Origin of the sequence: Paenibacillus intestini (assembly GCF_030803945.1) — a bacterium.
GTDB classification, from domain to species: Bacteria; Bacillota; Bacilli; order Paenibacillales; family Paenibacillaceae; genus Paenibacillus; species Paenibacillus polysaccharolyticus.
This window is the reverse complement of record NZ_JAURUN010000010.1, coordinates 18681-42381: the sequence shown is the minus strand read 5'-3', so window position 1 is coordinate 42381 and position 23701 is coordinate 18681. Positions and strand designations below refer to the sequence as shown.

The 23701-nt window shown below is 45.7% G+C and carries 26 protein-coding genes; 18 read left to right on the top strand and 8 right to left on the bottom strand.

The window, feature by feature from the left end; all coding sequences use genetic code 11:
* Positions 1 to 55: 55 nt before the first annotated feature.
* Positions 56 to 244, bottom strand: a complete 189-nt coding sequence (locus J2T16_RS22565; protein WP_090924473.1) for a hypothetical protein — start codon at positions 242 to 244, stop codon at positions 56 to 58.
* A gap of 290 nt (positions 245 to 534) precedes the next feature.
* Between J2T16_RS22565 and J2T16_RS22560 the strand changes: the two genes are divergently transcribed.
* Entirely contained in the window at positions 535 to 1419 is an 885-nt protein-coding gene (locus tag J2T16_RS22560; RefSeq protein WP_336121871.1) for a cation diffusion facilitator family transporter, read from the top strand.
* Positions 1420 to 1524: 105 nt separating this feature from the next.
* Here J2T16_RS22560 and J2T16_RS22555 read toward each other — a convergent pair whose 3' ends face one another.
* Complete coding sequence (locus tag J2T16_RS22555; RefSeq protein ID WP_090924475.1) at positions 1525 to 2019, bottom strand: hypothetical protein; 495 nt, start codon at positions 2017 to 2019, stop codon at positions 1525 to 1527.
* 375 nt (positions 2020 to 2394) lie between these two features.
* A complete protein-coding gene (locus J2T16_RS22550) occupies positions 2395 to 2559 on the bottom strand; it encodes a DUF1328 domain-containing protein (RefSeq protein ID WP_090924476.1) in 165 nt (54 codons plus the stop codon).
* Positions 2560 to 2781: 222 nt separating this feature from the next.
* Here J2T16_RS22550 and J2T16_RS22545 point away from each other — a divergent pair, with 222 nt between their 5' ends.
* The 11 genes from J2T16_RS22545 to J2T16_RS22495 all read left to right on the top strand — a co-directional run bounded on the left by J2T16_RS22545 (position 2782) and on the right by J2T16_RS22495 (position 15049).
* Positions 2782 to 3291 carry a DUF948 domain-containing protein gene (locus J2T16_RS22545; RefSeq protein ID WP_090924477.1) on the top strand — a complete coding sequence of 170 codons (510 nt, stop codon included), beginning with the start codon at positions 2782 to 2784 and terminating at the stop codon, positions 3289 to 3291.
* 92 nt (positions 3292 to 3383) lie between these two features.
* Positions 3384 to 3896: a hypothetical protein gene (locus J2T16_RS22540; RefSeq protein ID WP_499019321.1), complete on the top strand. Its 513-nt coding sequence runs from the start codon at positions 3384 to 3386 to the stop codon at positions 3894 to 3896.
* 93 nt (positions 3897 to 3989) lie between these two features.
* Positions 3990 to 4334 carry a YflT domain-containing protein gene (locus tag J2T16_RS22535; protein WP_090924479.1) on the top strand — a complete coding sequence of 115 codons (345 nt, stop codon included), beginning with the start codon at positions 3990 to 3992 and terminating at the stop codon, positions 4332 to 4334.
* Positions 4335 to 4697: 363 nt separating this feature from the next.
* Positions 4698 to 5867, top strand: a complete 1170-nt coding sequence (locus tag J2T16_RS22530) for a PP2C family protein-serine/threonine phosphatase (RefSeq protein WP_154891721.1) — start codon at positions 4698 to 4700, stop codon at positions 5865 to 5867.
* Positions 5864 to 9589 (top strand): response regulator, encoded by a 3726-nt coding sequence (locus J2T16_RS22525; RefSeq protein ID WP_221788307.1) that lies wholly within the window; start codon positions 5864 to 5866, stop codon positions 9587 to 9589. Before J2T16_RS22530 ends, J2T16_RS22525 begins: the two co-directional genes overlap by 4 nt.
* Before the next feature lie 69 nt (positions 9590 to 9658).
* A complete protein-coding gene (locus J2T16_RS22520; protein ID WP_090924482.1) occupies positions 9659 to 10531 on the top strand; it encodes a CheR family methyltransferase in 873 nt (290 codons plus the stop codon).
* A gap of 16 nt (positions 10532 to 10547) precedes the next feature.
* Positions 10548 to 12224 carry a hybrid sensor histidine kinase/response regulator gene (locus J2T16_RS22515; RefSeq protein ID WP_090924483.1) on the top strand — a complete coding sequence of 559 codons (1677 nt, stop codon included), beginning with the start codon at positions 10548 to 10550 and terminating at the stop codon, positions 12222 to 12224.
* An 87-nt stretch (positions 12225 to 12311) separates the two neighbouring features.
* Positions 12312 to 12650 carry an STAS domain-containing protein gene (locus J2T16_RS22510; RefSeq protein WP_090924484.1) on the top strand — a complete coding sequence of 113 codons (339 nt, stop codon included), beginning with the start codon at positions 12312 to 12314 and terminating at the stop codon, positions 12648 to 12650.
* Positions 12651 to 12668: 18 nt separating this feature from the next.
* A complete protein-coding gene (gene rsbW / locus J2T16_RS22505) occupies positions 12669 to 13121 on the top strand; it encodes an anti-sigma B factor RsbW (protein ID WP_090924485.1) in 453 nt (150 codons plus the stop codon).
* Positions 13118 to 13891 (top strand): sigma-70 family RNA polymerase sigma factor, encoded by a 774-nt coding sequence (locus tag J2T16_RS22500; RefSeq protein ID WP_090924486.1) that lies wholly within the window; start codon positions 13118 to 13120, stop codon positions 13889 to 13891. Before rsbW ends, J2T16_RS22500 begins: the two co-directional genes overlap by 4 nt.
* Positions 13892 to 14029: 138 nt before the next feature.
* Positions 14030 to 15049, top strand: coding sequence for a magnesium transporter CorA family protein (locus J2T16_RS22495; RefSeq protein WP_499019319.1), 1020 nt, complete (start codon positions 14030 to 14032; stop codon positions 15047 to 15049).
* A gap of 23 nt (positions 15050 to 15072) precedes the next feature.
* On the opposite strand, the gene J2T16_RS22490 is transcribed toward J2T16_RS22495, so the two are convergent.
* From J2T16_RS22490 to J2T16_RS22475, 4 genes are all read right to left on the bottom strand, one after another.
* Positions 15073 to 15438 (bottom strand): DUF5665 domain-containing protein, encoded by a 366-nt coding sequence (locus J2T16_RS22490; RefSeq protein ID WP_139168946.1) that lies wholly within the window; start codon positions 15436 to 15438, stop codon positions 15073 to 15075.
* Positions 15439 to 15521: 83 nt separating this feature from the next.
* Entirely contained in the window at positions 15522 to 15929 is a 408-nt protein-coding gene (locus J2T16_RS22485; RefSeq protein WP_090924487.1) for a YtxH domain-containing protein, read from the bottom strand.
* A 64-nt stretch (positions 15930 to 15993) separates the two neighbouring features.
* Complete coding sequence (locus J2T16_RS22480) at positions 15994 to 16251, bottom strand: GlsB/YeaQ/YmgE family stress response membrane protein (RefSeq protein WP_090924488.1); 258 nt, start codon at positions 16249 to 16251, stop codon at positions 15994 to 15996.
* Between the two features lie 131 nt (positions 16252 to 16382).
* Positions 16383 to 17084 (bottom strand): phosphatase PAP2 family protein, encoded by a 702-nt coding sequence (locus J2T16_RS22475; RefSeq protein WP_499019317.1) that lies wholly within the window; start codon positions 17082 to 17084, stop codon positions 16383 to 16385.
* Positions 17085 to 17263: 179 nt separating this feature from the next.
* Here J2T16_RS22475 and J2T16_RS22470 point away from each other — a divergent pair, with 179 nt between their 5' ends.
* Together J2T16_RS22470 and J2T16_RS22465 are read left to right on the top strand one after the other, a co-directional pair.
* Positions 17264 to 18268 carry an asparaginase gene (locus J2T16_RS22470; protein WP_499019316.1) on the top strand — a complete coding sequence of 335 codons (1005 nt, stop codon included), beginning with the start codon at positions 17264 to 17266 and terminating at the stop codon, positions 18266 to 18268.
* Between the two features lie 150 nt (positions 18269 to 18418).
* A complete protein-coding gene (locus J2T16_RS22465) occupies positions 18419 to 19156 on the top strand; it encodes a pirin family protein (protein WP_499019314.1) in 738 nt (245 codons plus the stop codon).
* A 104-nt stretch (positions 19157 to 19260) separates the two neighbouring features.
* Here J2T16_RS22465 and J2T16_RS22460 read toward each other — a convergent pair whose 3' ends face one another.
* Complete coding sequence (locus J2T16_RS22460; protein ID WP_123065974.1) at positions 19261 to 19482, bottom strand: DUF1128 domain-containing protein; 222 nt, start codon at positions 19480 to 19482, stop codon at positions 19261 to 19263.
* A 110-nt stretch (positions 19483 to 19592) separates the two neighbouring features.
* Between J2T16_RS22460 and yyaC the strand changes: the two genes are divergently transcribed.
* The 4 genes from yyaC to J2T16_RS22440 all read left to right on the top strand — a co-directional run bounded on the left by yyaC (position 19593) and on the right by J2T16_RS22440 (position 23398).
* Positions 19593 to 20234 carry a spore protease YyaC gene (gene yyaC / locus J2T16_RS22455; RefSeq protein WP_499019313.1) on the top strand — a complete coding sequence of 214 codons (642 nt, stop codon included), beginning with the start codon at positions 19593 to 19595 and terminating at the stop codon, positions 20232 to 20234.
* 78 nt (positions 20235 to 20312) lie between these two features.
* Complete coding sequence (locus J2T16_RS22450) at positions 20313 to 21104, top strand: alpha/beta fold hydrolase (RefSeq protein WP_090924492.1); 792 nt, start codon at positions 20313 to 20315, stop codon at positions 21102 to 21104.
* Positions 21105 to 21308: 204 nt separating this feature from the next.
* A complete protein-coding gene (locus J2T16_RS22445) occupies positions 21309 to 22034 on the top strand; it encodes a DUF6483 family protein (RefSeq protein WP_499019312.1) in 726 nt (241 codons plus the stop codon).
* Between the two features lie 122 nt (positions 22035 to 22156).
* Positions 22157 to 23398, top strand: a complete 1242-nt coding sequence (locus J2T16_RS22440) for a class I SAM-dependent methyltransferase (protein ID WP_221788313.1) — start codon at positions 22157 to 22159, stop codon at positions 23396 to 23398.
* The last annotated feature ends 303 nt before the right edge of the window (positions 23399 to 23701 follow it).

The window sequence follows — 23701 nt, the reverse complement described above, 5'->3', positions numbered from 1 at the left end:
CATGCGGTTTTTTGTCGTGCTCATGCTGATATACAGCTCTTATGCTGGCGCGAACCTAAGACCCGCCTGTACGGCGACGCTGGTTGTTCGGCTTTTTGTTGTTCTGGCTCTTCATGGCTTTAGGGCCGCCTTCAAAGTAAGCACCCGACTGGTTGCCGGAGTTTTGCTGTTCTTTCTTTTGTGCCAGCTTTTGACGGATCGCGTCTTGCAAGCTGACCTTTTTCGGTTCATTATTTTCGCTCATTATATATCCCTCCCGGTCTTGCAGTAAGCCGTCCAATTTGGACGGGATGTACTCATTTTATACGTTTTATAAAGGCCTCACAAGGGCAACCTGATAAAATGCCGCTTTCCACCAGTTTTACCTGAACCAACATTGTTTCTTCATCACTAAAGCCCTGCCTCTTGGAAACTTTGTTTCGGCTTGCCTACAGCCATGCTACCCGGCAACACTGTTTCTGTAGACCCACACGGCTTGCATTTGGTACCATGGAAAAACTAGTTATTGGAAACGTGAAAAGGAGTGTCGTCCCCTTGAACGCTTATGAAGAGATACGTAAAGGAGAGCGGGGAGCCTGGATCAGCATCGCGGCGTACCTCGTTTTGTCTGCATTTAAGCTGATTTGTGGATATTTGTTTGCTTCCAGCGCTCTGGTTGCAGACGGAATCAATAATGCTACGGACATTGTGGCTTCTGTCGCGGTATTAGTTGGCCTGCGCATATCGCAAAAACCGCCGGATTCGGATCATGCCTACGGTCATTTTCGGGCCGAAACGATTGCGGCATTACTTGCCTCATTTATTATGGCGGTTGTAGGACTTCAAGTATTGGTTGAGGCGGTACGATCCTGGTATGCTGGCGATTACACTGCTCCGAACCTGTGGGCAGCCGGCGTAGCTTTGATCTGTGCTGTGGTTATGCTGGGGGTGTACCGCTACAACTCGCGTCTAGCCCAAAAAATTAATAGTCAGGCTTTGCACGCGGCGGCTAAAGATAACCGGTCCGATGCCTGGGTGAGTATCGGTGCTGCTGTTGGCATCGTTGGTTCACAATTCGGACTCCCTTGGCTGGATAAAGTCGCTGCTATCTTGGTAGGTCTGCTAATTTGTAAAACAGCCTGGGAAATTTTCCGTGATTCGACTCATCTGCTTACCGATGGCTTTGATCAAAAGCAATTAACGGATCTGAGATCTGCCGTTGCCCGGGTTCCTGGTGTAGAAATGATCAAGGATGTTAAGGCACGAGTACATGGCAGCCATGTTCTGGTAGATGTAGTCATTGAAGTGGACGGGGGATTAACACTGGTAGAAGGTCATGAAATCTGTAATCAGGTGGAGGCACGACTGAAACGTTCGCATAACATTATGCACGTTCATGTACATGTAGAGCCTCGATCTGAAGAAACACATCTGTCATAAATCGCTTGAAGCAGGAGTTTTCACAAAATAGATATATCAAAAAGAGGACAGACGCGAATGTGGCGTACTGTCCTCTTTACTTATGTTAGAAACGATTATACGATATTATTGAATCGCAACGTGAATCCAGGCTTTACCTTTCCAAGTGTATACTTGGACCCATTCTCCGCCATCGAATCCGTCAACAATTTCACCTGTTGTATCAACGACTTGCGCGCTCAGAGCACCGATCGGTTTACCGTTTGGTGCATCATAGAACCATGTGCGCTCCAGCAAGTTGAGCAGCATTGTCGGCATCAGAACTTCGTCACCCGGTTTTACAATTGGCTCGTCAAACATTAAGTCAGATCCAGGCACAGGATTATTACCATTCTCACTGTAGGTACTACCTGTTACAGTTTCAACCTTGCCTTCAACAGTCTGAACAGCAGGTTTGTTTACTTCTACAGCCGGCGTTGTTGTTGCCGGTGAAGTTGTAGTTGCTTCAGTACCGGAAGTTGTTGGTGTTACCGTGCCGGTAACCGCTTCCTCAGCACCTGCAGCGGCAGCCATGGAACCCATCAATGTTAAAGCAGCGGCAAAACTTACGATTTTTTTCATTTGTTTTTCCTCCTCGGTTAAATATGTAGTTTTTGATGTCCTGTGTTAAAAGTAACCAAGCAAGCTGGTCTATGAATCACAAATTATAACAATTTTTTCTTGGTTCCTCCAGAGTCAACTGGCGCATATGTGGGTAAATAGAAAGCCTGTAAAAATCAGACTTACGAGGCATAAAATCGGGCTGGCTATATCATTAAAGTCCTGTTTTTCAGGACTCCTCGGCGGTGTATTTTGGAATAAAGCAGGAGGGAGTGTAATACATAAATATAGAAAAATAGGTAGGTGTACCTGTCTTGGAACGCACAAAAGCCGACGTGCCCGGAGGCATCATCGGCTTTCGTATGTAATGCAATCATCAGATTCAGACATCCGCTTTTATCGCATTCGGCTTCGTCCCGTAATGAGGGAAATAACGAAGAGTACTACAAAGATGAAGAACAATACTTTTGCAATCGAAGCAGCCGCTTCTACAATCCCGAAGAACCCGAAAATTCCGGCAACCAGTGCAATAATCAGAAATATGACAGACCATTTTAACATGAGAATTCATCCTTTCGTGTTAAAGTTTGTGGCGTGAATTGTGCTGTCTCACTGCCCTGTGTAGTCTAACCTTAACCGAGGTCCAATGACTTGAAACATGGTGTTTTTTTCTTCTTCTATACATCGCTGGAGGACCATTTTTCTTTTGTTTCGCCCGGGAAAGCCTCGGGTAACTATAGCAATAACAAAACCGAACGCAACCATGGAAAGAGAGGTTCTTTTATGATCTATCAACTGAGCGTGGCCCTTATTGCAGTGGCATTTGCTGTACTGGTTTTCTTTTTGATTCGCACGTTAAAATCTGCCCAGAGCTCACTGGACAATGTTTCTCAGACACTGCAGGAAGTACAAAAAACGATTGATGAACTCAGTTATGAAGTAAAACAGACAGTACGACATGCCAATGACATTACGGCTGATGTACAGCACAAAATGAAGAAGATTGACCCGGTAATGGAATCCGTTGAGAATTTGGGAGAAGTTCTGAGTGAAGTAACGGCAGCTGCCAAGCAGGTGTCCACTACACTGATGACCCGATTTCAGAATAGACCATCCAAAGCAGAAGCAGGCAAAACGTCCGAATCCAATCAGGTAACAGCTCCACCTGCGACGCCTGCGGAGCGCACCGTGCAATCCTACGAAGCTACATATCAGGATAAAACAAAGGGAGGGAAGAACTGGATGAATTATATTGATCTTGCCGCTAATGTGTGGCAACGGATGCGTAAATAACATGACTGCTCTCTGAAAATTGGTGAAGCCTTCAGGGCGGTGATGAACTTGATGAAAGGGTGAGAATCATGATGAAACTACTGCTAGTGACTATGTTTAGCGTAATTTCTCCCTTTTCCGTTCAACCGGCAGCAACACCAGCTGCTCACGACATGCAATGGACGGTAATGGAGGAACAGGAGCCAGAGATGACTCTGGCTATGGATCGTTCCGAGACGTTCGAGCAGTTTCGGACTCTGAATGGCGTTTCACTAGAGGATGGAAAGCATGAATTATTTGCCAAGTTAGGTCAGCCAGATGCCATCAAAGAAGATCCTTATATGGGATGTCCAGAATATCATTTTCGTCATGTGAATGTTGGGATATGTGAAGACACAGACATGATTCAGTTCATACGTGTGGATGGTTCGCATAACTACTTGAACTTGAATGGGGAGTCTGTCCCAATGCACATGGATGCTATTCATCAAATCTTGGGCGAGCCTTACGCTGTTGCTGAGGATGGCGAGGTGTTTCTTCGTGGTCATTACGCGATTAAAGTATATATGAAATCAGGCTCTAACCAGATTGACGCTGTTGACTTTTTCGACGATACGGTTTCCTGAGATTCTGATCCAGCTTCCGTTTCAACGTAAAATAGTATGGTTATATACTATAAGAGCGCGATAAAGAAGATTAATCAGAGGAGAGTGGAAACGATGAATTCAACCAATGCACAGGCGTATGCCAAAGTGGTAGAAAACGGAGTTCAAGCAGTAGAAGCGGTGAAAGAACTGCAGACTACTGGATACTTAGCTGATCATATCTTCGTTCTTGCCCATGAGAAGGATCGCACAGATCGCATTGCAGATACCGCAGATGCTAACGAGATTGGCATCAAGGAGGAAGGTTTATTTGATTCCATGGCGAATCTGTTCCGTTCACGCGGTGACGAACTTCGGGCCAAAATCGTATCGATGGGTTTTACCGAAGCCGAGGCTGATTTCTATGAAAGTGAATTGGATAAAGGCAAGGTACTGATCATTGCCAAAAAGAAAGACTAATATGTACATCCTGAGCGCAGGAGTGTTATATCAAATAGTGCCCTGCGGTGAACCGGGACAGACTTAATCAAAAACATAGATAAGGAATGGGGGAAACCCCATTCCTTATCTATGTTTTTGCAAGTTCTGCCTCAGTCATGGGCCAAACCCTTGGTATAAACCGGTGCAAAAACCATAAAATCAAGGGAAAGCTACCTCTAATGGTTTGATTTGCTGATAGTCATTTTCTGGATTTATCATTATAGTTAGACTATGAATTGTTATGTCTACTGCCCGCTCTAGATGCAAATTTTGTATAAATAAGGTTGTTCGTTGAATAGATAACTATCGACAAACCCGGACGCCAAAGATAAGGAGATAGAAATGAGAATACTTATTGTTGACGACAATCCGACGAATGTCATTATCATTCGAGAAATTTTGAAAAAAGAAAATTACCGCGATATTGTGACAGCAAGCTCAGCTATGGAGATGTTCGAAGTATTGGGAATTGGTGAAGATAACAGCGAACTACGTCCCAAGCCGTCGGATATTGATCTGATCTTGCTCGATATGATGATGCCTGAAATGGATGGCATCGAAGCATGCAGTATTGTACAAAAATATGAAAACCTGAAAGATATCCCGATTATTATGGTGACTGCGATTGGTGATTCCAAGAAGCTGGCCGAAGCGCTCGATGCAGGTGCATCGGACTATGTAACGAAGCCGATTAACAAAGTGGAATTGATGGCCCGAATCCGGCTGGCCTTACGTCTGAAACAGGAGAAAGACTGGCACAAGGAGCGTGACCAGCGGATTCAGGATGAGCTTAAACTGGCAGCAATGGTGCAAAGTGCCGTGCTGAGTCATGCCATCGAAGATCCGTTGTTTCAGGTACATGCCATCTATAAACCATCTTTTGAGCTCGCAGGTGATCTTTACTCCTGGTTCCCGCTTGGAGAGGGACGATACGGGGTTTTGCTTCTGGACATGATGGGACATGGCATATCTTCATCCCTGTTCACGATGTTTATCGCATCTGTGCTTAAGGATACAGTGACGACATATGTAGACCCGGAGAAGGTTATTCAGGAGTTAAATCGTCGCTTTAACCAGTTGCATCTGGGAAAACAATTGGTGCAGTACTACTTTACAGCGATCTATTTAGTCGTAGACACGCGTATGAAACGGATTGATTATGTGAATGCCGGGCATCCTCCAGCTCTGTTTTTCCGCAGTGACGGCAGTGTAACTTCATTTGACAGCGTATGCTACCCAGTGGGATTGTTCGACAAAATGGATATTGAACCGCAGACCATTCATTACGAAGGCGATGGACATATTGCGCTGTATACGGATGGCTTGCTTGAAGCCGTTCAGGGCGATCAGGAGCAACAGTTGGAATTTTTGAAAGAGCAATTAAGAGGCTCCCATGCATGGAATGAAGAGGCGATGCAGGCATTGTTCTTCGATGATGAATTGAATCCGGAACGGGATGATGATAAGTGTCTCGTATGGATTACGCTAGATAAAGGGGCGGTAACGGAATGAAAATCAGAAATAAACTGCTGATTGGTTTTACCGCCTTGATGGCCATTATGATTGCTCTTACTTTTGTAAGCTACGAGCGGCTTAACAGCAGTAATAAACAGATCGATCAGATGTATCAGGAACGTTATCTCAAGGTGCGATTTACTTCCGCGGCACGTGGAGAAGTCAATGATATTGCCAAAGTGCTAGCTAACTTGTTGTTAAACCCGAGCAATTCGGTCAGCGCGACAGAAGCAGATCTGAAGGAAATGAAGGACAGAGGTGTCCGTTATCTAGAACAGGTGAGAGACCGGGCAGATACCGCTTCTGAACATCAACTTGTAGACCGTGTGAATAATGCGTGGGATGCTTACACGAATTATGCAACAAGAATAACCAGCTTGATGTCCCAGAAACGGGTGGAGGACGCTAACAGTTATCGTAATTCCACTGGACTTGCGGTGCAGAAGGAAACGGTGGACAGCTTGAATGCATTGTCTCGTTATCAGGATCAGGAGATTGATGCCGAGATCAAAGATGCCAACGCTGCATATACCAGAGCGGTTCAGATTACGATCAGTATTATGGTCGCGGGATTACTGCTTGCCTTGGGAGTCATCCTGTGGGTGCTTCCTAGCATTACGCGTGGGCTGAATACAGTGTCGATGATGATTACGAGTTTTGGCAAAGGGCGATATAGAACCATCCGCCGGATTCAAATCAAGTCCACGGATGAGATCGGTCAGATTGCCAACGTGTTCAAAGAAGTCTCTAACGATCTGGAAGAGAAGCTTGAGATCGAGAAAGCCTATGTACAGGCTCAGCAGGATCAAAACTGGATGAGTTCCAACATTGCGAGAGTGCCCGAACTTCTGCGGGGAATCGGCTCCATTCGTCAAATTTCCCAGATGTTTATCAGTGAATTTACACCTGTGCTTGGTGCACAGCTTGGTGTGGTGTATTTGATTGACGAAGAGAAGCATCCGGATGAGCTGAGACGTTATGGTTCATATGCTTTTGAAGAAAATGGGGAGCTCGGTAAAGAGGTGTATCGGATCGGGGAAGGCATGATTGGTCAGGCTGCCCTGGATATGAGTCCAATTGTGCTGGATCATACACCTGACGAATATGTGAGCATTGGTTCTGCTTCGGGTTCTGCGCGAGCTGCAGGAATTATGATCTACCCGGTTGTGTTTGAAGACGAATTAATCGGTGTGGTGGAGCTGGCTTCGTTCGAAGGTTTTAATGAGATGCACAAGCAGTTGTTCGGTCAGTTGATTATGAATTTGGGTGTCATCCTCAATAATGTTCGGCGACGTCTTCGTGTGGAAGAGTTGCTGCGGGAGTCGCAGGCGCTTACGGAAGAGTTACAGGTGCAATCCGAGGAACTGCAGACACAACAGGAAGAATTGCGCCGTTCCAATGAGAATCTGGAAGAACAGACGGATGCGCTTAAACGTTCTGAGGAGTTGCTACAGCGTCAGCAGGAGGAATTGGAACATTTTAATACCGAACTGATTGCCAAAACGCGTGCGCTTGAAGAACAGGTACGTGAAGTGGAAGAGAAAAATGATGAAATAGAGAAAACGAAGACACAATTGGAACAACAGGCGATGCAATTGTCGATGACCAGTAAGTACAAATCAGAATTTTTGGCCAATATGTCGCATGAACTTCGTACTCCACTGAACAGTCTGCTCATATTGTCTCAGTTATTGTCGGAGAACAAGGATGGCAATCTCAGCAGCAAACAGCAGGAATATGCACAAACCATTTATATGTCAGGTGCAGATTTGCTGAAGATGATTGATGAGATTCTCGATCTGTCTAAAGTAGACGCAGGCAAGATGGACATCAACTACGAAACCGTCCGATTGGATGAATTAACGGGCTTTGTCACCCAGAACTTTGGTCCGATGGCTAACAAGAAGGAACTGGATCTAAATATTGATTTTGATAGTTCCCTACCGGAATGGATTTATACAGACAGTCATCGAGTGAAACAGATTTTAAGGAACTTGTTATCGAATGCATTCAAGTTTACAAATCGTGGTTCGGTAAGTCTGATTGCAAAGCGTATGAAGCCAGAGGAATTGCCTGGATATCTGAATACGAATCAGCAATATCTTGGATTCAGCATCAAAGATACCGGCATTGGCATTCCATCAGACAAGACGGATCTGATCTTCGAAGCGTTCCAGCAGGTAGACGGTACGACGAGTCGCAAATATGGCGGTACGGGTCTTGGTTTATCGATTAGCCGAGAATTGGCACGTCTGCTTGGTGGGGCAATACAGGTGAAATCTTCAGAAGGCGTGGGAAGCACCTTTACCCTGTTCCTGCCGGATAATCATGAAGAGGTTGAATGGGCGGAGGAAAAGGCAACAAGAGAAGCGGCAGTATCTTCAGAACAACAACAAACGCTGGTGCCGGATATTCAACCTGTCCGTATTCCGCAACAATCCATTTTGGCATCTGAACCGGAAGAAAGTCGTATGGCTGAATTATCGCCTGCTCGCAGTGCAGAGCTGTCACGAATAGAAGACGATGCTAACACCATCGTAGAAGGTGATAAAACGTTGCTGATCATCGAAGATGATGTGAAATTTGCTCATATTCTGATGGACATGGCGAGAGGCCGCGGCTTCAAGGCATTGGTTGCCCTTCAGGGAGATACTGGACTGGAGATGGCTCAGGAATACTTGCCTGATGCGATCATTCTGGATATACAGCTACCTGTGATGGATGGTTGGACGATCTTGGGTGAACTGAAGAGTAATTCCGTAACACGTCACATCCCGGTGCATGTTATTTCGGTTGTGGATGATATGAAACAGGGGTTGATGATGGGGGCCATCGCATATCTGAAAAAACCATCCAGCAAAGATTCGTTGGATAAAGCATTCTCCCATATCCAATCCTATACGGAAAATCAATTAAAACGACTGCTCATCGTTGAAGATGATGAAATTCAGCGCAAAGCAATCATTGAATTGATCGGTCATGATGATGTGGCTATCACGGCTGTTTCTACAGGGCAAGAGGCACTGAATGAATTACACAGCCAGCGTTACGATTGTATGGTACTGGATCTGATGCTAACGGATATGACAGGTTTCGAATTGCTTGATCAGATTCGGGATGATGAATATCTGAATGATTTGCCAATCATCATTTACACGGGTAAAGAGCTGGATTCCAAGGAAGAGATGAAACTTCGTAAATATGCGGAATCGATTATTATCAAAGACGTGAAGTCACCGGAGCGATTATTGGACGAAACGACATTGTTCCTGCATCGGGTAGAAGCCAACCTGCCAGAGGACAAACGCCGTATTTTGCAGAAGCTTCATAATAAAGAAACATTATTCGAAGGTAAAAAAATATTGCTTGTCGATGATGATATTCGAAATGTGTTTGCATTATCCAGTGTGCTTGAAGGGTACCGTATGGATGTTACATTTGCTGAGAACGGTCGTGAGGCGCTAGAGGCACTCGAGAAAAATCCGGAGTTTGATCTGGTGCTGATGGATATGATGATGCCAGAGATGGACGGATACGAGGCGATGACACGGATCAGACAGAACCCGAAATTTGATAAATTGCCGATTATTGCCCTCACAGCCAAGGCGATGAAAGAGGATCGAGGGAAATGTATTGAGGCTGGGGCATCCGATTATGTGAAAAAACCGATTCAAACCGATCAATTGTTATCGTTAATGCGGGTATGGCTGTATTCGTAAGCGTATGGTTTGGGTAATGAAGGAGAATAACGCATACGCAAGTAACCAAAGACGAAGTGGAGAGAAGTTATGACACCGTGGGAACCTAACGAGACGGGAGCAGATACGATCCGTATACCGCAAGATGAAGAACGGGAACTGATCGAGATTGAATTGCTGCTGGAAGGAATGCATCGTTTGTATGGGTATGACTTCAGAAATTATGCGTTGCCATCCCTAAGACGAAGAATATGGCATTATGCGCATGCGGAAGGAGTGAAAAGCATATCCGGGCTACAGGAAAAGGTACTGCACAATCGTTCATCGTTTGAACGGTTCGTACAGAATTTATCCATTCCGGTAACGGAAATGTTCCGAGACCCATCGCTTTTTCGCATGTTTCGGGAGAAGATCATTCCTATTCTGAGAACCTATCCTTATATTCGGATATGGCATGCAGGCTGCTCTACGGGTGAAGAAGTGTATTCCATGGCAATTATGCTGCATGAGGAAGGTCTGTATGACAAGGCACGAATCTATGCAACGGATATGAATGACCGCTCACTGCAACAGGCCAAGGAAGGCGTATACGGTATTGAGAAAATGAAGTTGTTTACAACAAATTATCTGGAGGCAGGGGGCACGAAAGCCTTCTCCGAATACTATACAGCGAAATATAATTCCGTTATATTTCACCCGTTTCTTCAGAAAAACATTATTTTTGCCGAACATAATCTGGCAACTGACAGGTCGTTTAATGAGTTTAACGTTATCTTTTGCCGCAATGTCATGATCTATTTCAACGATGAGCTGCGGAACCATGTGCACGGGCTGTTTCATGAGAGCTTGAGCCACTTTGGCATACTCGTTCTGGGATCGAAAGAATCCATTCATTTTACAGAATATAGTGATGCCTATGAGCCGTTAGACCGGACCGAAAAAATATACCGGAAAATCAAATAGGGGGTTAGGCTTAGTTATGGGGCTCAATGAACCAATCCACATATTATTGGTAGATGACCGCCCTGAGAACCTGCTTGCGCTCGAAGCGGTTCTGGAATCAGAGCAATACAAACTCGTCAAGGCAAATTCCGGAGAAGAGGCACTCCGGTGTCTGCTCAAAGACGAATTTGCGGTCATTGTACTTGATGTGCAGATGCCTGGGATGGACGGGATTGAGACAGCGAAATTAATCAAGGCACGAGACAAATCCAAAGATGTGCCCATCATCTTCATTTCCGCGAATAGCAGAGAGGCTGAGCATTTGTTTGCCGGATATTCAGCGGGAGCCATTGATTATATGGTCAAACCGTTTATTCCCCAGATTTTGAAGTCCAAAATCGAGGGTTTTGTAGAGATGTTTATCTCCAACAAAAGACTAAAGACACAGACAATGTTGCTTCACCAGAAGACGCAGGAGCTGGAGAAAATGAATCAGCAGCTTGTACAGGCCAAAGAAGAAGCCGAGATTGCGGCTAATGCCAAAACGGAGTTTCTGGCCATGATGAGCCACGAGATTCGTACGCCCATGAACGGAGTCATTGGCATGGTTGACCTGTTGATGGAAACCGAGTTGAAGGAAGATCAGAAGGAATATGTGGATATCGTTCGCCGCAGTGCCGATGCACTCGTCACGGTAATCAATGATATTCTAGATTTCACCAAAATGGAGTCCGGCAAAATGGAGCTGGAGGAGCATCCATTTGAACTCGTTTCCTGCATACGTGAAGTGCTCGGTCTGTTCGCTGCAGAAGCAGGTAAGAAAAGTCTGGAACTGGATTTTTTCCTTGAAGATGCTGTGCCTGAATTAATCTATGGAGATATGGCACGCCTCCGCCAAGTGCTGCTGAATTTGATTGCCAACGCGGTGAAGTTTACGGAGCAGGGCGGTGTTTATCTCATTGTGTCTGTGAACGAAGAGAAGGACGGCAATATGTCATTGGAATTTGCTGTAAAAGATACAGGAATAGGCATCGCACCTGAGAAAGTGGATCGCTTGTTCCAGCCGTTTTCTCAGCTTGATACGTCCATGACTCGAAAATATGGTGGAACTGGCCTTGGCCTTGCCATCTGTAAAACACTGGTCGAAATGATGGGTGGGCAGATTTATCTTGATATCTCTGAAAAGCGGGGGGCTACCTTCGTGTTTACCATTCAGGCCAAGCGTTACATTGAAACGGAACTGGTCCAGGGTAGCGGCGAAGAGAAGCTGACAGACGTTAATCATGAAGATAAACATGCAACGGTATTAATCGTGGATGACCATCCGATCAATCAGAAGTTGATGGCCATCATGTTGCACAAGCTTGGACTTCTCTCAGATATTGCGGAAGATGGGCAGAAGGCTCTCGACATGGTGCTCGAAAGCTCGTCGCCATATGACTTTATTTTTATGGATCTGCAGATGCCAGTGATGGATGGTCTGGAATGTACGAGAAAAATACGCGCAAGCGTGTCTCAGAAGCAACAACCTGTCATTATAGCCATGACAGCTAACGTAATGGAAGGTATACAGCAACGCTGTACCGAGGCAGGAATGGACGATTATATCAGTAAGCCGGTGAAAATGGGCAGTGTCAAACAGAAACTTTCCCATTATCAGAAGAAACGCCAGGTTATTAATCCGGGTGGTTCGGCAATGAATCAGGCCAATTGAAGTTTTTACCAGTTATGTTTCCTGTTTCACTCGTGCGTAAGTTGGGTTATAAGGTAAGGAAACCATTGATCAGGAGAGAGATGTCTAATGAATACAAATAAAAATGAAAAATTCAACGCAAGAACCGAAACACATGACGGTGTATGCACAGTGTATTTGACTGGCGAACTGGATTTGTCGGTTGCTCCTGACTTCCGTTTGGTAATGGAACCGCTCGTGGACAACAAGGAGCAGGATCTGATTATTAACATGAAAGATCTGAAGTACATTGATAGCACAGGGATTGGTATCCTGTTATCTGTTCTCAAGGCCAGACATGGAATGGAAGCTCGCTTTGAAGTACAGGAAGTTCCTGCGCAAATTCAGAAACTTTTTGATATGACGGGTATAGCTAAATTCTTTGTTACACAGAAGAATTCCCAATAGGAAAGGATCGAAAAAGGAATGAATGCAGAAGTCCAAAGAATTACGCTGAATTTACCGGCGACAGCTGAATATGTGGATATTGTAAGACTTAATCTATATGGTGTTGCGTCCAAAATGGGATTCTCTTATGAAGACATTGAGGATATGAAGGTTGCTGTATCCGAAGCCTGTAACAATTCCGTATTGTATGCCTACTCTCATGAAGGCGGTATGGTTGAAGTCGTTTTTGAAGTAGATGGTGAGATGCTCGCGATCACTGTCAAAGACGAGGGTTCCAGCTTCGAGAATGTGAACCCAGCCGCAACACGTTCCGGACTTCATGACAAAGAACTGACAGACGCTCAGATTGGCGGACTTGGGTTCTACCTGATGCAAGCCTTGATGGATGATGTCAGTGTTGAAAGTGAGACGGGCAAAGGTACGAAAGTAGTACTCGTAAAACGTCTTGCAAAAAGTGAGGAGAAAGTATGAATGAGAAAGTGACTCCCCCAGAGTCCATGTCTGAAGCGATTGGTTTGATCTGGGAATACCAACAAACACAGGACAACGAAATCGCTACGGTTCTGATCCGCAAGTATGAGCCGATGGTCAAAATGGCTGCGGGTAAAATTGCCCGGAATCGACCTGATTTATACGAGGATCTGTACCAGACAGGGCAAATGGCATTGATCCGATTGTTGAAGCAATATGATATCAATCTGGGGATTCCATTTGAACCGTATGCGATGAAAAGTATGATCGGTCATATGAAAAATTATCTACGGGATAAGTCATGGTACATTCAAGTACCGAGAAGAATCAAGGAAAAAGGGGCATTGGTGCAACATGCCATTGATGAGCTGACGGTAAAGCTGGAACGTTCACCCGGGGTTAATGAGATTGCTGAGTACCTGGATCTTACTCCGGAGGAAACGATTGAAGTTCTGGCTGGTCGGGAGTGTTACCACTATGTTTCTCTGGATTCTCCATTATCTCAGGATGACAGTGCTGCGACACTAGGAGAACTGATCAGCGCGGATGTGAATGACTTTGATTCGGTGGAAAAACGAATGGATTTGCAGCAGGCATTAGGCCAGCTTAAGGAACAAGAACAGAAAGTACTTATTTTAGCCTTTCAGGATGGACAGTCACAGCGGGCTATAGCCCAGAAACTGGGTGTCTCGCAGATGAGCGTCTCCCGGATTCAGAAAAGGGCTACGGAGAAACTGAAGCAGATTATGTCTAACGCTTCTCTGCTATGAACCATTATTCTAATTGTTGCCCCAATACGGCTTGACGAGGACACGGTATTGCACTGGAATGCATACGTGTCCTTTTTGAATTGATTGAGAGGAAAATTTAGTGGCAATAGAATAAAACATGTTCAGGAGGAATGTCAGGTGGACCAAATCAAACTGGAAGCTCGGCGTGATCAGTTATCCTGCTCCGAAGATTGGCAGTGGTGGGATTGGGTAGCTCCGGATTCTAGTAGTATGGAGAGCGCACTTTGTGATCTGGAACAGTCATTTCCAGAGATGCAATACTGGCTAAGCAAAATACCGGAAGCCGAATCGAACTACTTGTCCGTTCGTTATTTTAATGGCACAGATGCGGTTATTTTTGGCTCGTTTTTATATGCTGTAAAAAATGAGAGAGAAGATCAACGAAGAGATAATCAGATGTTTTTTTATGTCGACAAGCAGAATTTGGTCACGCTTAATTTGGACGACAATACGAGAGGCATTATGAAATCGGGCGAACGAATGCACATGTTGCACCAATGTACGCAGGCTAGAGAAGGTATGTTTGTGCTTTTTCGGGCCATTCTACATTATTACCATGTCGGTATGGATCATTTTGAGATGAATCTGCGTGACCTGGAACGGAGAATGGAATCACGGAATGCGCGGACATTAATGGATCAGATTCTGGCAGCACGCTTCGAATTGCTGTACTGGAGTAACCTGTTCATTCCTTATACCGAATTAATGGCCGCTTCCCGGGAAGCCTATCTTCAAGAAATTACAGAGAATCGCTTCTATCAGCAACTTCAATACCGCGTTGAACGAATGGAGTGTCTGTTCCAGCATTATGAAAAGGAGATTGATACCTTAATCTCGATCGACAACGCGATATCAGGCGTACGCGGCAACGAAATTATGAAGACACTGACGATTGTGACATCCGTATTCACACCTGCAACAGCCGCAGGTGCTATATGGGGGATGAATTTTGAGAATTTGCCCCTGATCGACAAAACATGGGGAGTCGTGCTTGTTATTGCACTCATCATCTGCAGCATGATCAGTATGTATATATGGATGATGATGAAAGGATGGACAGGGGATTTGTTAAAAGTAAAATCTGCACAGTCCTCCGCTCGGGGAAACCGTGACAGAGGAAAAAAGGAACCGCGATAGTCACAGACTGGGCGGTTCCTTTTTTATTTTTTGTAATCCTCAATGTAACCGAGCAAGTCGGCGATGTATTGACCCACGATAGGCATATTGACAAATTGGCTAAGAATGAAGGCAAGCAAACCGAGCACAACAAACGTCCCGACGGTCAATCCAAGTCCACGAGCCATACCTGCTGTAAAGTTGGTAATGATTCGTTTCTTGGGACTACTGTAATTTTCAATGATGTCTTTGATTTGAGCCCTCTCCAGACTGTCGGCAATCTGATCAAGCCGTGTGTTCAGGCGCTTGACCTCGTGACGCAATTCGAATGGATGTTCACTGGTATCATACTGCTGTGCAGGTGTTCCTCCCGGTACTGAGGTGTTGCCATTAATCGTGACTTTACTCATATCTGTCATTCCTCCGTTCGCTTTGGATAAAAAATAGCCAGCTGGAATGCAGCTGGCTATTCATTGCTCGATCTCATCAGGCCTTACAGGCTTGTCGAGTTCAATTGTTTACGCGCATCTTCCTTCGCTTCTACGGAAGCGGCAGCCACTTCTTCAGATGCACGTGTTGCTTCCTCAGCAACATCTGCTGAAGCTTTTCTTACGGAATCCATAACGTCATTGCGCCCTTGGTTTACTGTTCTTGCCAGATCGGACGTTTTGGAAGATACCGTTTTGGCAATTTCAGAAGCTTTGTCACCAACAACAGTGGCCACTTCCTTTGTACGGTCAGTCACCATACCTACCTTTTCAGAAAGATCACCACGCAATTCGCGTCCTGGTTTAGGGGCGAATAACAGGGCAGCTGCAGCGCCCAACAAACCTCCGATGAAAATCCCTTTGGCGAAAGTCGAACCACTTTGTACAGGATATTGCTCTTCTGCTTTATTCATGTCTAATCACTCCTTCATTAATTTAGGAAACAAATACGAAACAACGAACACCATCTAACCCGAATCAGGCAGCCTGTCTTAGCAGTCTGGACACAAGCCCCAGCAAGAAAACAAAGAGCGCTGTACCAATGATGGCGGGAATGACGGCAAAGTTACCGATAACCGGTCCCCAGTTACCAAGCAAAAGTGCTCCTAGCCAGGCTCCGGCGAATCCGGCAATCATCGCACCAATCACGCCGCCCGGCATGTTATGACCGGCAAGTGCATCTCCAATCAAACCGATAATGATTGCCATGACAATGCTGATAATAATGCCCCACATAACAACCGCCTCCTTTCAACTTGATGCAGGATGTTGTCTGTTCGCGTTTGCTTACTTCGTATATAAACGCCGTGCAACATGGTGAAACAACTAACTGTCCGATGAATAAGCTGGAAATTAGATACAGAGGATCAAATGGCAGGGTGTTTTATTCCCTGAATCATACAGCCAATCCAGACGAAGCCTGCGGCAAATCCGGCAAAAACATCGGTAGGATAATGAACCCCCAGCATAACCCGACTCACGCCGATCAACAGAACAAATAGAATACCGCAAATGACAGGAAGCCATCTTCTAAGTACATCCCGTTTCTTCCATTCGATGGCCCAGATGACAAAAAGCATACCGTAAAAACCCATCGAAATCATGGCATGACCACTGGGATAACTATATCCATGCACAACGAGAAGGTGATCCAGTTCGGGTCTGCTTCGTCTAAAGATTTCTTTTAAAAACGTGTTCAAAATCCACATCATTCCGAAACTTGCGCAGATGATATAACCATACATCATCGTTCTGGGATGACGCTGTAAGAAACATAATAGTGCGAACCCTGCTGCAGCAAGTGCTGATATTTTAAATGAACCCAGTGCCGTGATGAAGGAAGTGTAGGGTAGCAGAGACAGACGGGATTGCGAGTGGAGATAAAACATTTGCTGAACTTGACTGTCCAGTCGAATTAAACGTTCCAGACCCAGCCAGGCTCCAACACCAGCCAATAATAAAACAGTAGCTGAGCTTAGCAGTGAAGCAATCAGGACGTATTTCAGCAGAGATTGCAAAGACATCACATGAGATGATTCAGATGATAGATGTTGAGAATTGCGTAGCATGAAACGTATCTCCTTCTATAAAGAGTAGTCCTACAGTAAGGCTGATAAAGCTTTACCCGAAACGACTGTCGAAAAAACTGTAAAACCGTCGTTTTTGTACTATACTAATGAGGATATCCCATGCGGCGCCGTGAAGCAAAGCAGAGAAGAAATTAGCTATTTAAAGGAGAGAAACTCGCGTGGAGAGTGCTTTGTTAGTTAAAGAATACCGTGCGGGCGTGATGGAATGCGCTCACTACGGACACATATGTATTACAGATGAGCATGGCCGGGTTGTATATTCGGCTGGTGATCCTCATTTCAGAGCGTTCACACGTTCATCGGCCAAACCTTTTCAAGCGATTCCAGGTATTCGGGCCGGAATTGATCGACATTATAGTCTTAAGCCACAAGAGATTGCGATCATGGCTTCATCACATCGCTCTGAGCCGGAGCATATTCAAGTGCTGGAGCATCTGACTCATAAAATCGGACTTGGTGAGGAATGTCTGATCTGTGCACCAAGCTATCCGCTTAATGAAGAAAGCCGCAATAACTGGTTGAGGGCGCAAGGAGAGAAACGCAGAATATTGCATAACTGTTCGGGGAAACATCTGGGCATTCTGGGTTATAGTCAGATGAGGAAACTTGATTTGGGTAGCTACGCTGAGCCGGATCATCCAGTGCAACGAGAAATCCTAGAAACACTGGCAGGTCTCGCAGGCATTGAAGAAAAAGAGATTCAACTAGGGACGGATGGCTGTGGTTTTCCGGTATTTTCGCTACCTTTGTCTGCACTGGCCAATGCATATCTCAAGCTCGCATGTCCTGACCTGATTGCAGATGAGCCTACACGCATGGCTGTAAAGACGATCACTTCGGCTATGAATCAGCACCCTCTGATGGTCGGTGGCCAGAATCGGGTGGATTCGGTGTTGCTGGAAGACGATAATATTGTCGCCAAAGGCGGATTCAAGGGTGTATTCGGTTTTGCACTGAAAAAAGAAAGATTGGGCATCACCTTCAAAGTGCTGGATGGCTCTGAGGAAGAATGGGCTTCCATTGCACAATCGATATTGAAGCAACTGAACTACTCCAATCCCAAAACCATTGCTCGTCTCGCAGAAGTATTTTCTGCAGACATTCGTAATGATGCAGGTACTATAGTGGGTCGGATGGATAGTGAATTTGTGCTCCGCTCATGAAAAGATAGCGTGTAACCTTTAGAAGGAACGTGATTAGAATGACCGGACCCCGGGTAAAGATCACATACCAACTGGTATTGACCTATATCATTTTGAACACGCATGGATTATTGCCATACGGCAGTTCCAATCCTCTGGAGGTGGATGAATATGATTAAAGTAGTGACATCGGAAGAAAGACACACGTCGGATCGCGGTTGGATACACAGCGAATTCAGCTTTTCCTTTGCGGATTATGAGGACCCGAGCAATGCTCATTTTGGCTGTCTGTTAGCCCACAACGACAACATACTGATGCCGCAAGAAGGCTTTAAGAAACATCCACATCACGACCTTGAAATTGTCAGTTATGTGATATCAGGCACGCTTAAACATACAGACAGTATGGGCACAGAACAGTTGCTCGAAGCGGGGACAGTTCAGGTGATGAGTGCAGGCACAGGCGCAGAGCACTCCGAAACCAATCCAGCCACGGATGAACCGGTACGTTTCTTGCAAATGTGGTTTTTGCCCTCTCAGCGCATGCTGAAGCCATCTTATGCTTATCGGAAAATAGAAGAGTCCGCCCAGCTCAATCGGCTATGTCCAGTTGTGTCAGGTGCATCTGGCCAAACGGATGAATCGATAGAAGAAAACTCACTCCACATCGCTCAGGATGTTACCTGTTATCTGTCCAAGCTGGAGTCAGGAAAGAAATTAATGTTTCCGCAACATGAGGAGCGTCGTACACATTTGTTTCTCATTAACGGACATCTCGAAATGCAGTGTTCCGATGGAAACTTTAATCTCAAGCCCGGAGATGCGGCCCGTATCCGTAAAAGCTGTGATTTACAAATGACAAGTACGGGCAGCGAGCCTGCTGAATTCGTACTTGTGGATCTTCCTTAATACAACAAAAAGGACTTGTCCTGCATCAGTGTTCTGATGTAAGACAGGTCCTTTTTGTTGCTCATCTTGTGCCAGGTGTGAAGATCACATGTGGAGAGAGAAGTTTATTTACGGAGTTTACCGAGTTCAGAAGCAACCGCTTCTACTTCGGAGATGCTCAAATGTTCTTTGCTCATCACCATTTCGTACAAATCCTGCAAATCTTCATATTTCTCAAGCGGGAACGCTGAAGCTTGCATCGCGGCACCACTGGCCATCCGCAGCTTGGTTTTGATCGCTTCAATCATATATTCCATATTTTCTGCTGTTGCTTGTGTTAAATCCATCGTTAACTTCATCCTTTCCATCTCCGGAGATGGGTTGCTCATTTGTCCAAACGGAACTTCTGTTATTGTAGCATGAGTAGAAGGGGACAAGCCAATGATTTTGCGGGAGAATGGAGCATCGGTTACAATATGAGAATAGATCACAACGACTGGAAGTAAAGGTAGCACTAGGGTTGTCCAATATTCTCATGTGTAACAAGGAGGAATTCAGTTTGGCTTTATATAAACGGGAACTTGTCCGGCAACAGAGCCGAGGTGTACGCAAAGGCATGCCTGGAGACAAGATGGCCCTTTTTTTCAAGGAGATCTCCGAGCTCCATAAACTGAACGAGATTACGTTTCTATGTATTGGCACAGATCGCTCGACCGGGGATGCTCTTGGACCGATGACGGGGGCTTTGCTGGAGGAGCGTGGCATACCTCATGTAATCGGTACACTGGCAACGCCTTGTGATGCAGATACTCTTGAAAAGAGACTGGCCCAGATTCCTTCACACCATAAGGTTATAGCAATAGATGCATGTTTGGGCCCAAAAGATGCTACCGGGACATACTATGTATCGGGAACATCCTTGCGCCCTGCCCAATCCGTTGGGGGTCATTTGCCACCTGTTGGAGAATACAGTGTAGCTGCAGTAGTAAATGCCAACGGACCAAGACCCTATTCGATTTTGCAGATGACTTCGCTGTACTTGGTCATGGGCATGTCACAAACGATTGCAGATGCTGTGACGGAAGCCTGGAATGTATGATAAACGTTTCATTTATGAGATGAATGCTTAATAATATACAACCTGAAATATTACATTCGCGCAGAGAGAGGGATTAATATGGAAAAAGTGATGTGTGATGGAACAACGATTTGTTATGCTGAGCAGGGTAAGGGAGAAGTGCTTGTACTGCTTCACGGATACTGCGGAAGTTCTTCCTATTGGGATGAAGTAGTACCGGAGCTGGCTCGCAGCTATCGTTGTATCGTACCTGATCTGCGTGGGCACGGCAAAACGGATGCACCTGTAGGCAGTTACACCATTGAACAGATGGGCAACGATGTGTTGCAATTGCTCGATGAGCTAGACGTGGAAAAAGCAGTGATTCTAGGACATTCCATGGGCGGATATATTGCACTCTCCATTGCACAGCACCATCCGGAGCGACTCAACGCGTTCGGTTTGATCCATTCAACAGCGTATCCGGACGGCGACGAAGCGAAGGAGAAACGTTTGCGTGCAGTATCTACAATTCAGACCGAAGGCATTGTGAATTTTGTGGACGGGCTGGTACCTGGTCTGTTCGCTCCAGAGCATATTGAATCGATGTCGGCACATGTGAATCGTGTGAAGGAAATTGGTTATCAAACTGCCCCTCAAGGTGCGGTTGGCGCGGCACTGGCTATGCGTGAACGTCCAGATCGCCGTGATGTATTGTCTGCCACACCGCTTCCAGTATTACTTGTAGCAGGGGAGAAGGATGGGCTGATTCCACCGGAACGTACTTTTACGAGTGACAAGCCTCATATTGTGCAGGCCACCATTGCAGGTGCAGGACATATGAGTATGTATGAAGCGCCGGAACAATTGATTCAGGTAATTCAACAGTTTATGACGGGATTGTCTGACTAACCATAAGATCACTCAATCGAGTTTGTATATGCAGCCCCTGTGTGTCCATATGGACAAGCAGGGGCTTTGATGTGTTTGCTGACCGGCTTCGGAAGCAGGAGAGCAGGACTTTCGCTTTTTTTCACGGCATGAATTAAAATAAATCATATGAATACGCGATATAAAGTATGCGATAAATGAGTGAAGATATAAGGGGGCGCACCGATGTTCAGGAAGGATTATCTGCTCCGCATGATGGAGGAAATGACAGAGGCGATTGGCAAGGCTTTTACGCTTAGACAGCAACGTAAACATACGGAGGCTTTATCTGAACTGGATGAGTTAATGCGCAGACAATTTGGCATGAATCTCAATCTGCTGAACTCTCTGCCTGCAGAGGATGTGATTGAGATGTTCCGTTTTCGAGGCGTCATTGAGGTGGACAATCTGCAGCAAGCGGCGAGACTCATTGAGGAAGAAGCATATATCTATCACGAAAAGGCCAGAGTCGAAGGCATTGATGATGAGGAGAAAATGGACGCGGAGAATGCGGCGCTTGTTCGTTTAATGCGAGCTTTACATTTTTACCTGTACGCCCAGAATCATGGTGCTAATCGCGAGTTGTTACAGGTGCCTGACCGTATAGAAGGAATTATAGAGCAAATTAAGGGATATGAGCTTCCTGCGCGAACGGAGAAGCAACTTGCGTTATATCGGGAGCAACAGGGCCGATATGATGCGGCGGAGAACGGCTGGTACAGACTGATGCATCTTGGTGCGGATTATCCGGTACAGTATGAAGAGGAAGCGCGAGCATTTTATCAGAGGTTGACGGAACTTACGGATGAGCAGCTTGAACAGGGCGGTTTGCCGCGGGCTGAGGTCGAGGAGGGGCTGGCACAGATTGCAGCACTGGAAACCAAACGTCAGCAGGTCGTAACAGAAGAATAACCGAATGGATCGCTGAACTTATAGAATATCTGATGACTGAACTAATGGAGCGTAGCTCTTCACTTGGAGAGGGAACGGAATTATGGTATGGTAACGGTTGACCAAACCAAACCGAAAGTGAGATGTACCCCGTGGATTCGTTGCGAAAGCTTATACAAGATATTTTTGAACAGAACTCGCTGATTACGGCGACCTGGAGTCAGCTGCGCAGACGGGACAATGTCTCGTTTACCAAAGTGCAGGTGAAGCCGGTTACGCTGAAGAATCAGCTTCATTATCAGTTTGCTTTTCATTATGCGAATAAAGTGCTGCATGAAAATTTGACCCCGGCTGAAGCGCTGGAGCGTATGACTTTGTTGTGTGAAGAGACGTTCCGTCAGGGATTGCTGTGTACGGCAGATGCCGATTATCAAATTTTGATCAGCAAAAAATATAAAGTATCGATTCTGACCAAATCCCCATCCAAAACAGCGGTGGATCTGTCCCATAATCGCAAAAAGCAATATGTACTTGAAGAGGGCGTTCCGGTTTCTTTCCTCGTTGAACTTGGGATAATGAACGAGGAAGGACGTGTGCTTGCACGTAAGTACGATAAGTTCAGGCAGATCAACCGTTTCCTTGAAATGGTGCAGGATGTTATTGCTCATCTGCCGGAAGGACGTCCGCTGACGATTGTAGATTTTGGCTGCGGCAAGTCGTATCTGACTTTTGCCCTGTATCATTATTTGTCCGTACAACAGCGACGTTCGCTTAACATCATCGGTCTGGATCTAAAGGCGGATGTTATTGAACACTGTAATGATCTGGCCAGACGTTTGCATTACGGTGATCTGAAATTCCTCGTTGGTGACATTGCGGATTATGATGAATTAAACGAAGTGGATATGGTCGTTACTCTTCATGCTTGTGATACGGCTACCGATGCGGCAATAGAGAAAGCAGTGCGCTGGGGAGCTTCTGTCATTCTGTCGGTTCCTTGCTGTCAGCATGAGCTATATGATCAGGTCGAATCTTCGGTGATGAACCCGCTTCTGTCCCATGGCATTCTGAAGGAGCGTTTCTCCGCACTGGCAACAGATGCGATTCGCGCCAAACTGCTGGATATTATGGGATATAAAACACAGTTGCTCGAATTCATTGATCTGGAGAATACACCGAAAAATATTCTGATTCGCGCCGTTCGCGGTCAGGCGGGTCAAGTGAAGGACATGTGGGATGAGTACACTGCATTCCGTGATTTCATTCATGCCGATCCATATCTGGAACGTGCTTGTGCGGATCTGCTACCGGTTGAAGGAAGCATAACTGGTGGGAAAGTGGACAGGGAAAACTTAGAGCGGTCTGCGAAGTGTAATCTTCACTAATGTTGGGCATGCAGGTAATGGATGAGAAAGGGTTCAAAAGAGAACATAAGAAGAACCAAAGTAGGGATGTTTCGTGCACGACTGGTCTGTATACCTGAAGAAGGGGACATACTGGTACCAGGGTCGCTTTACTTGATGTGCAAGATATAGGATGCCATTGCTGTCGGCATGATGCGTGAACAAGTTCATAATGGTTAAGGATGTAAACCAAGGCTGAAGGACCCGAAGAGGGATTCTTCTGCCTTTTTTTATTTTCAAATAAATGAAGGAAGTAGGAGATGGGGGTGAGAGACAGAGAGCGAA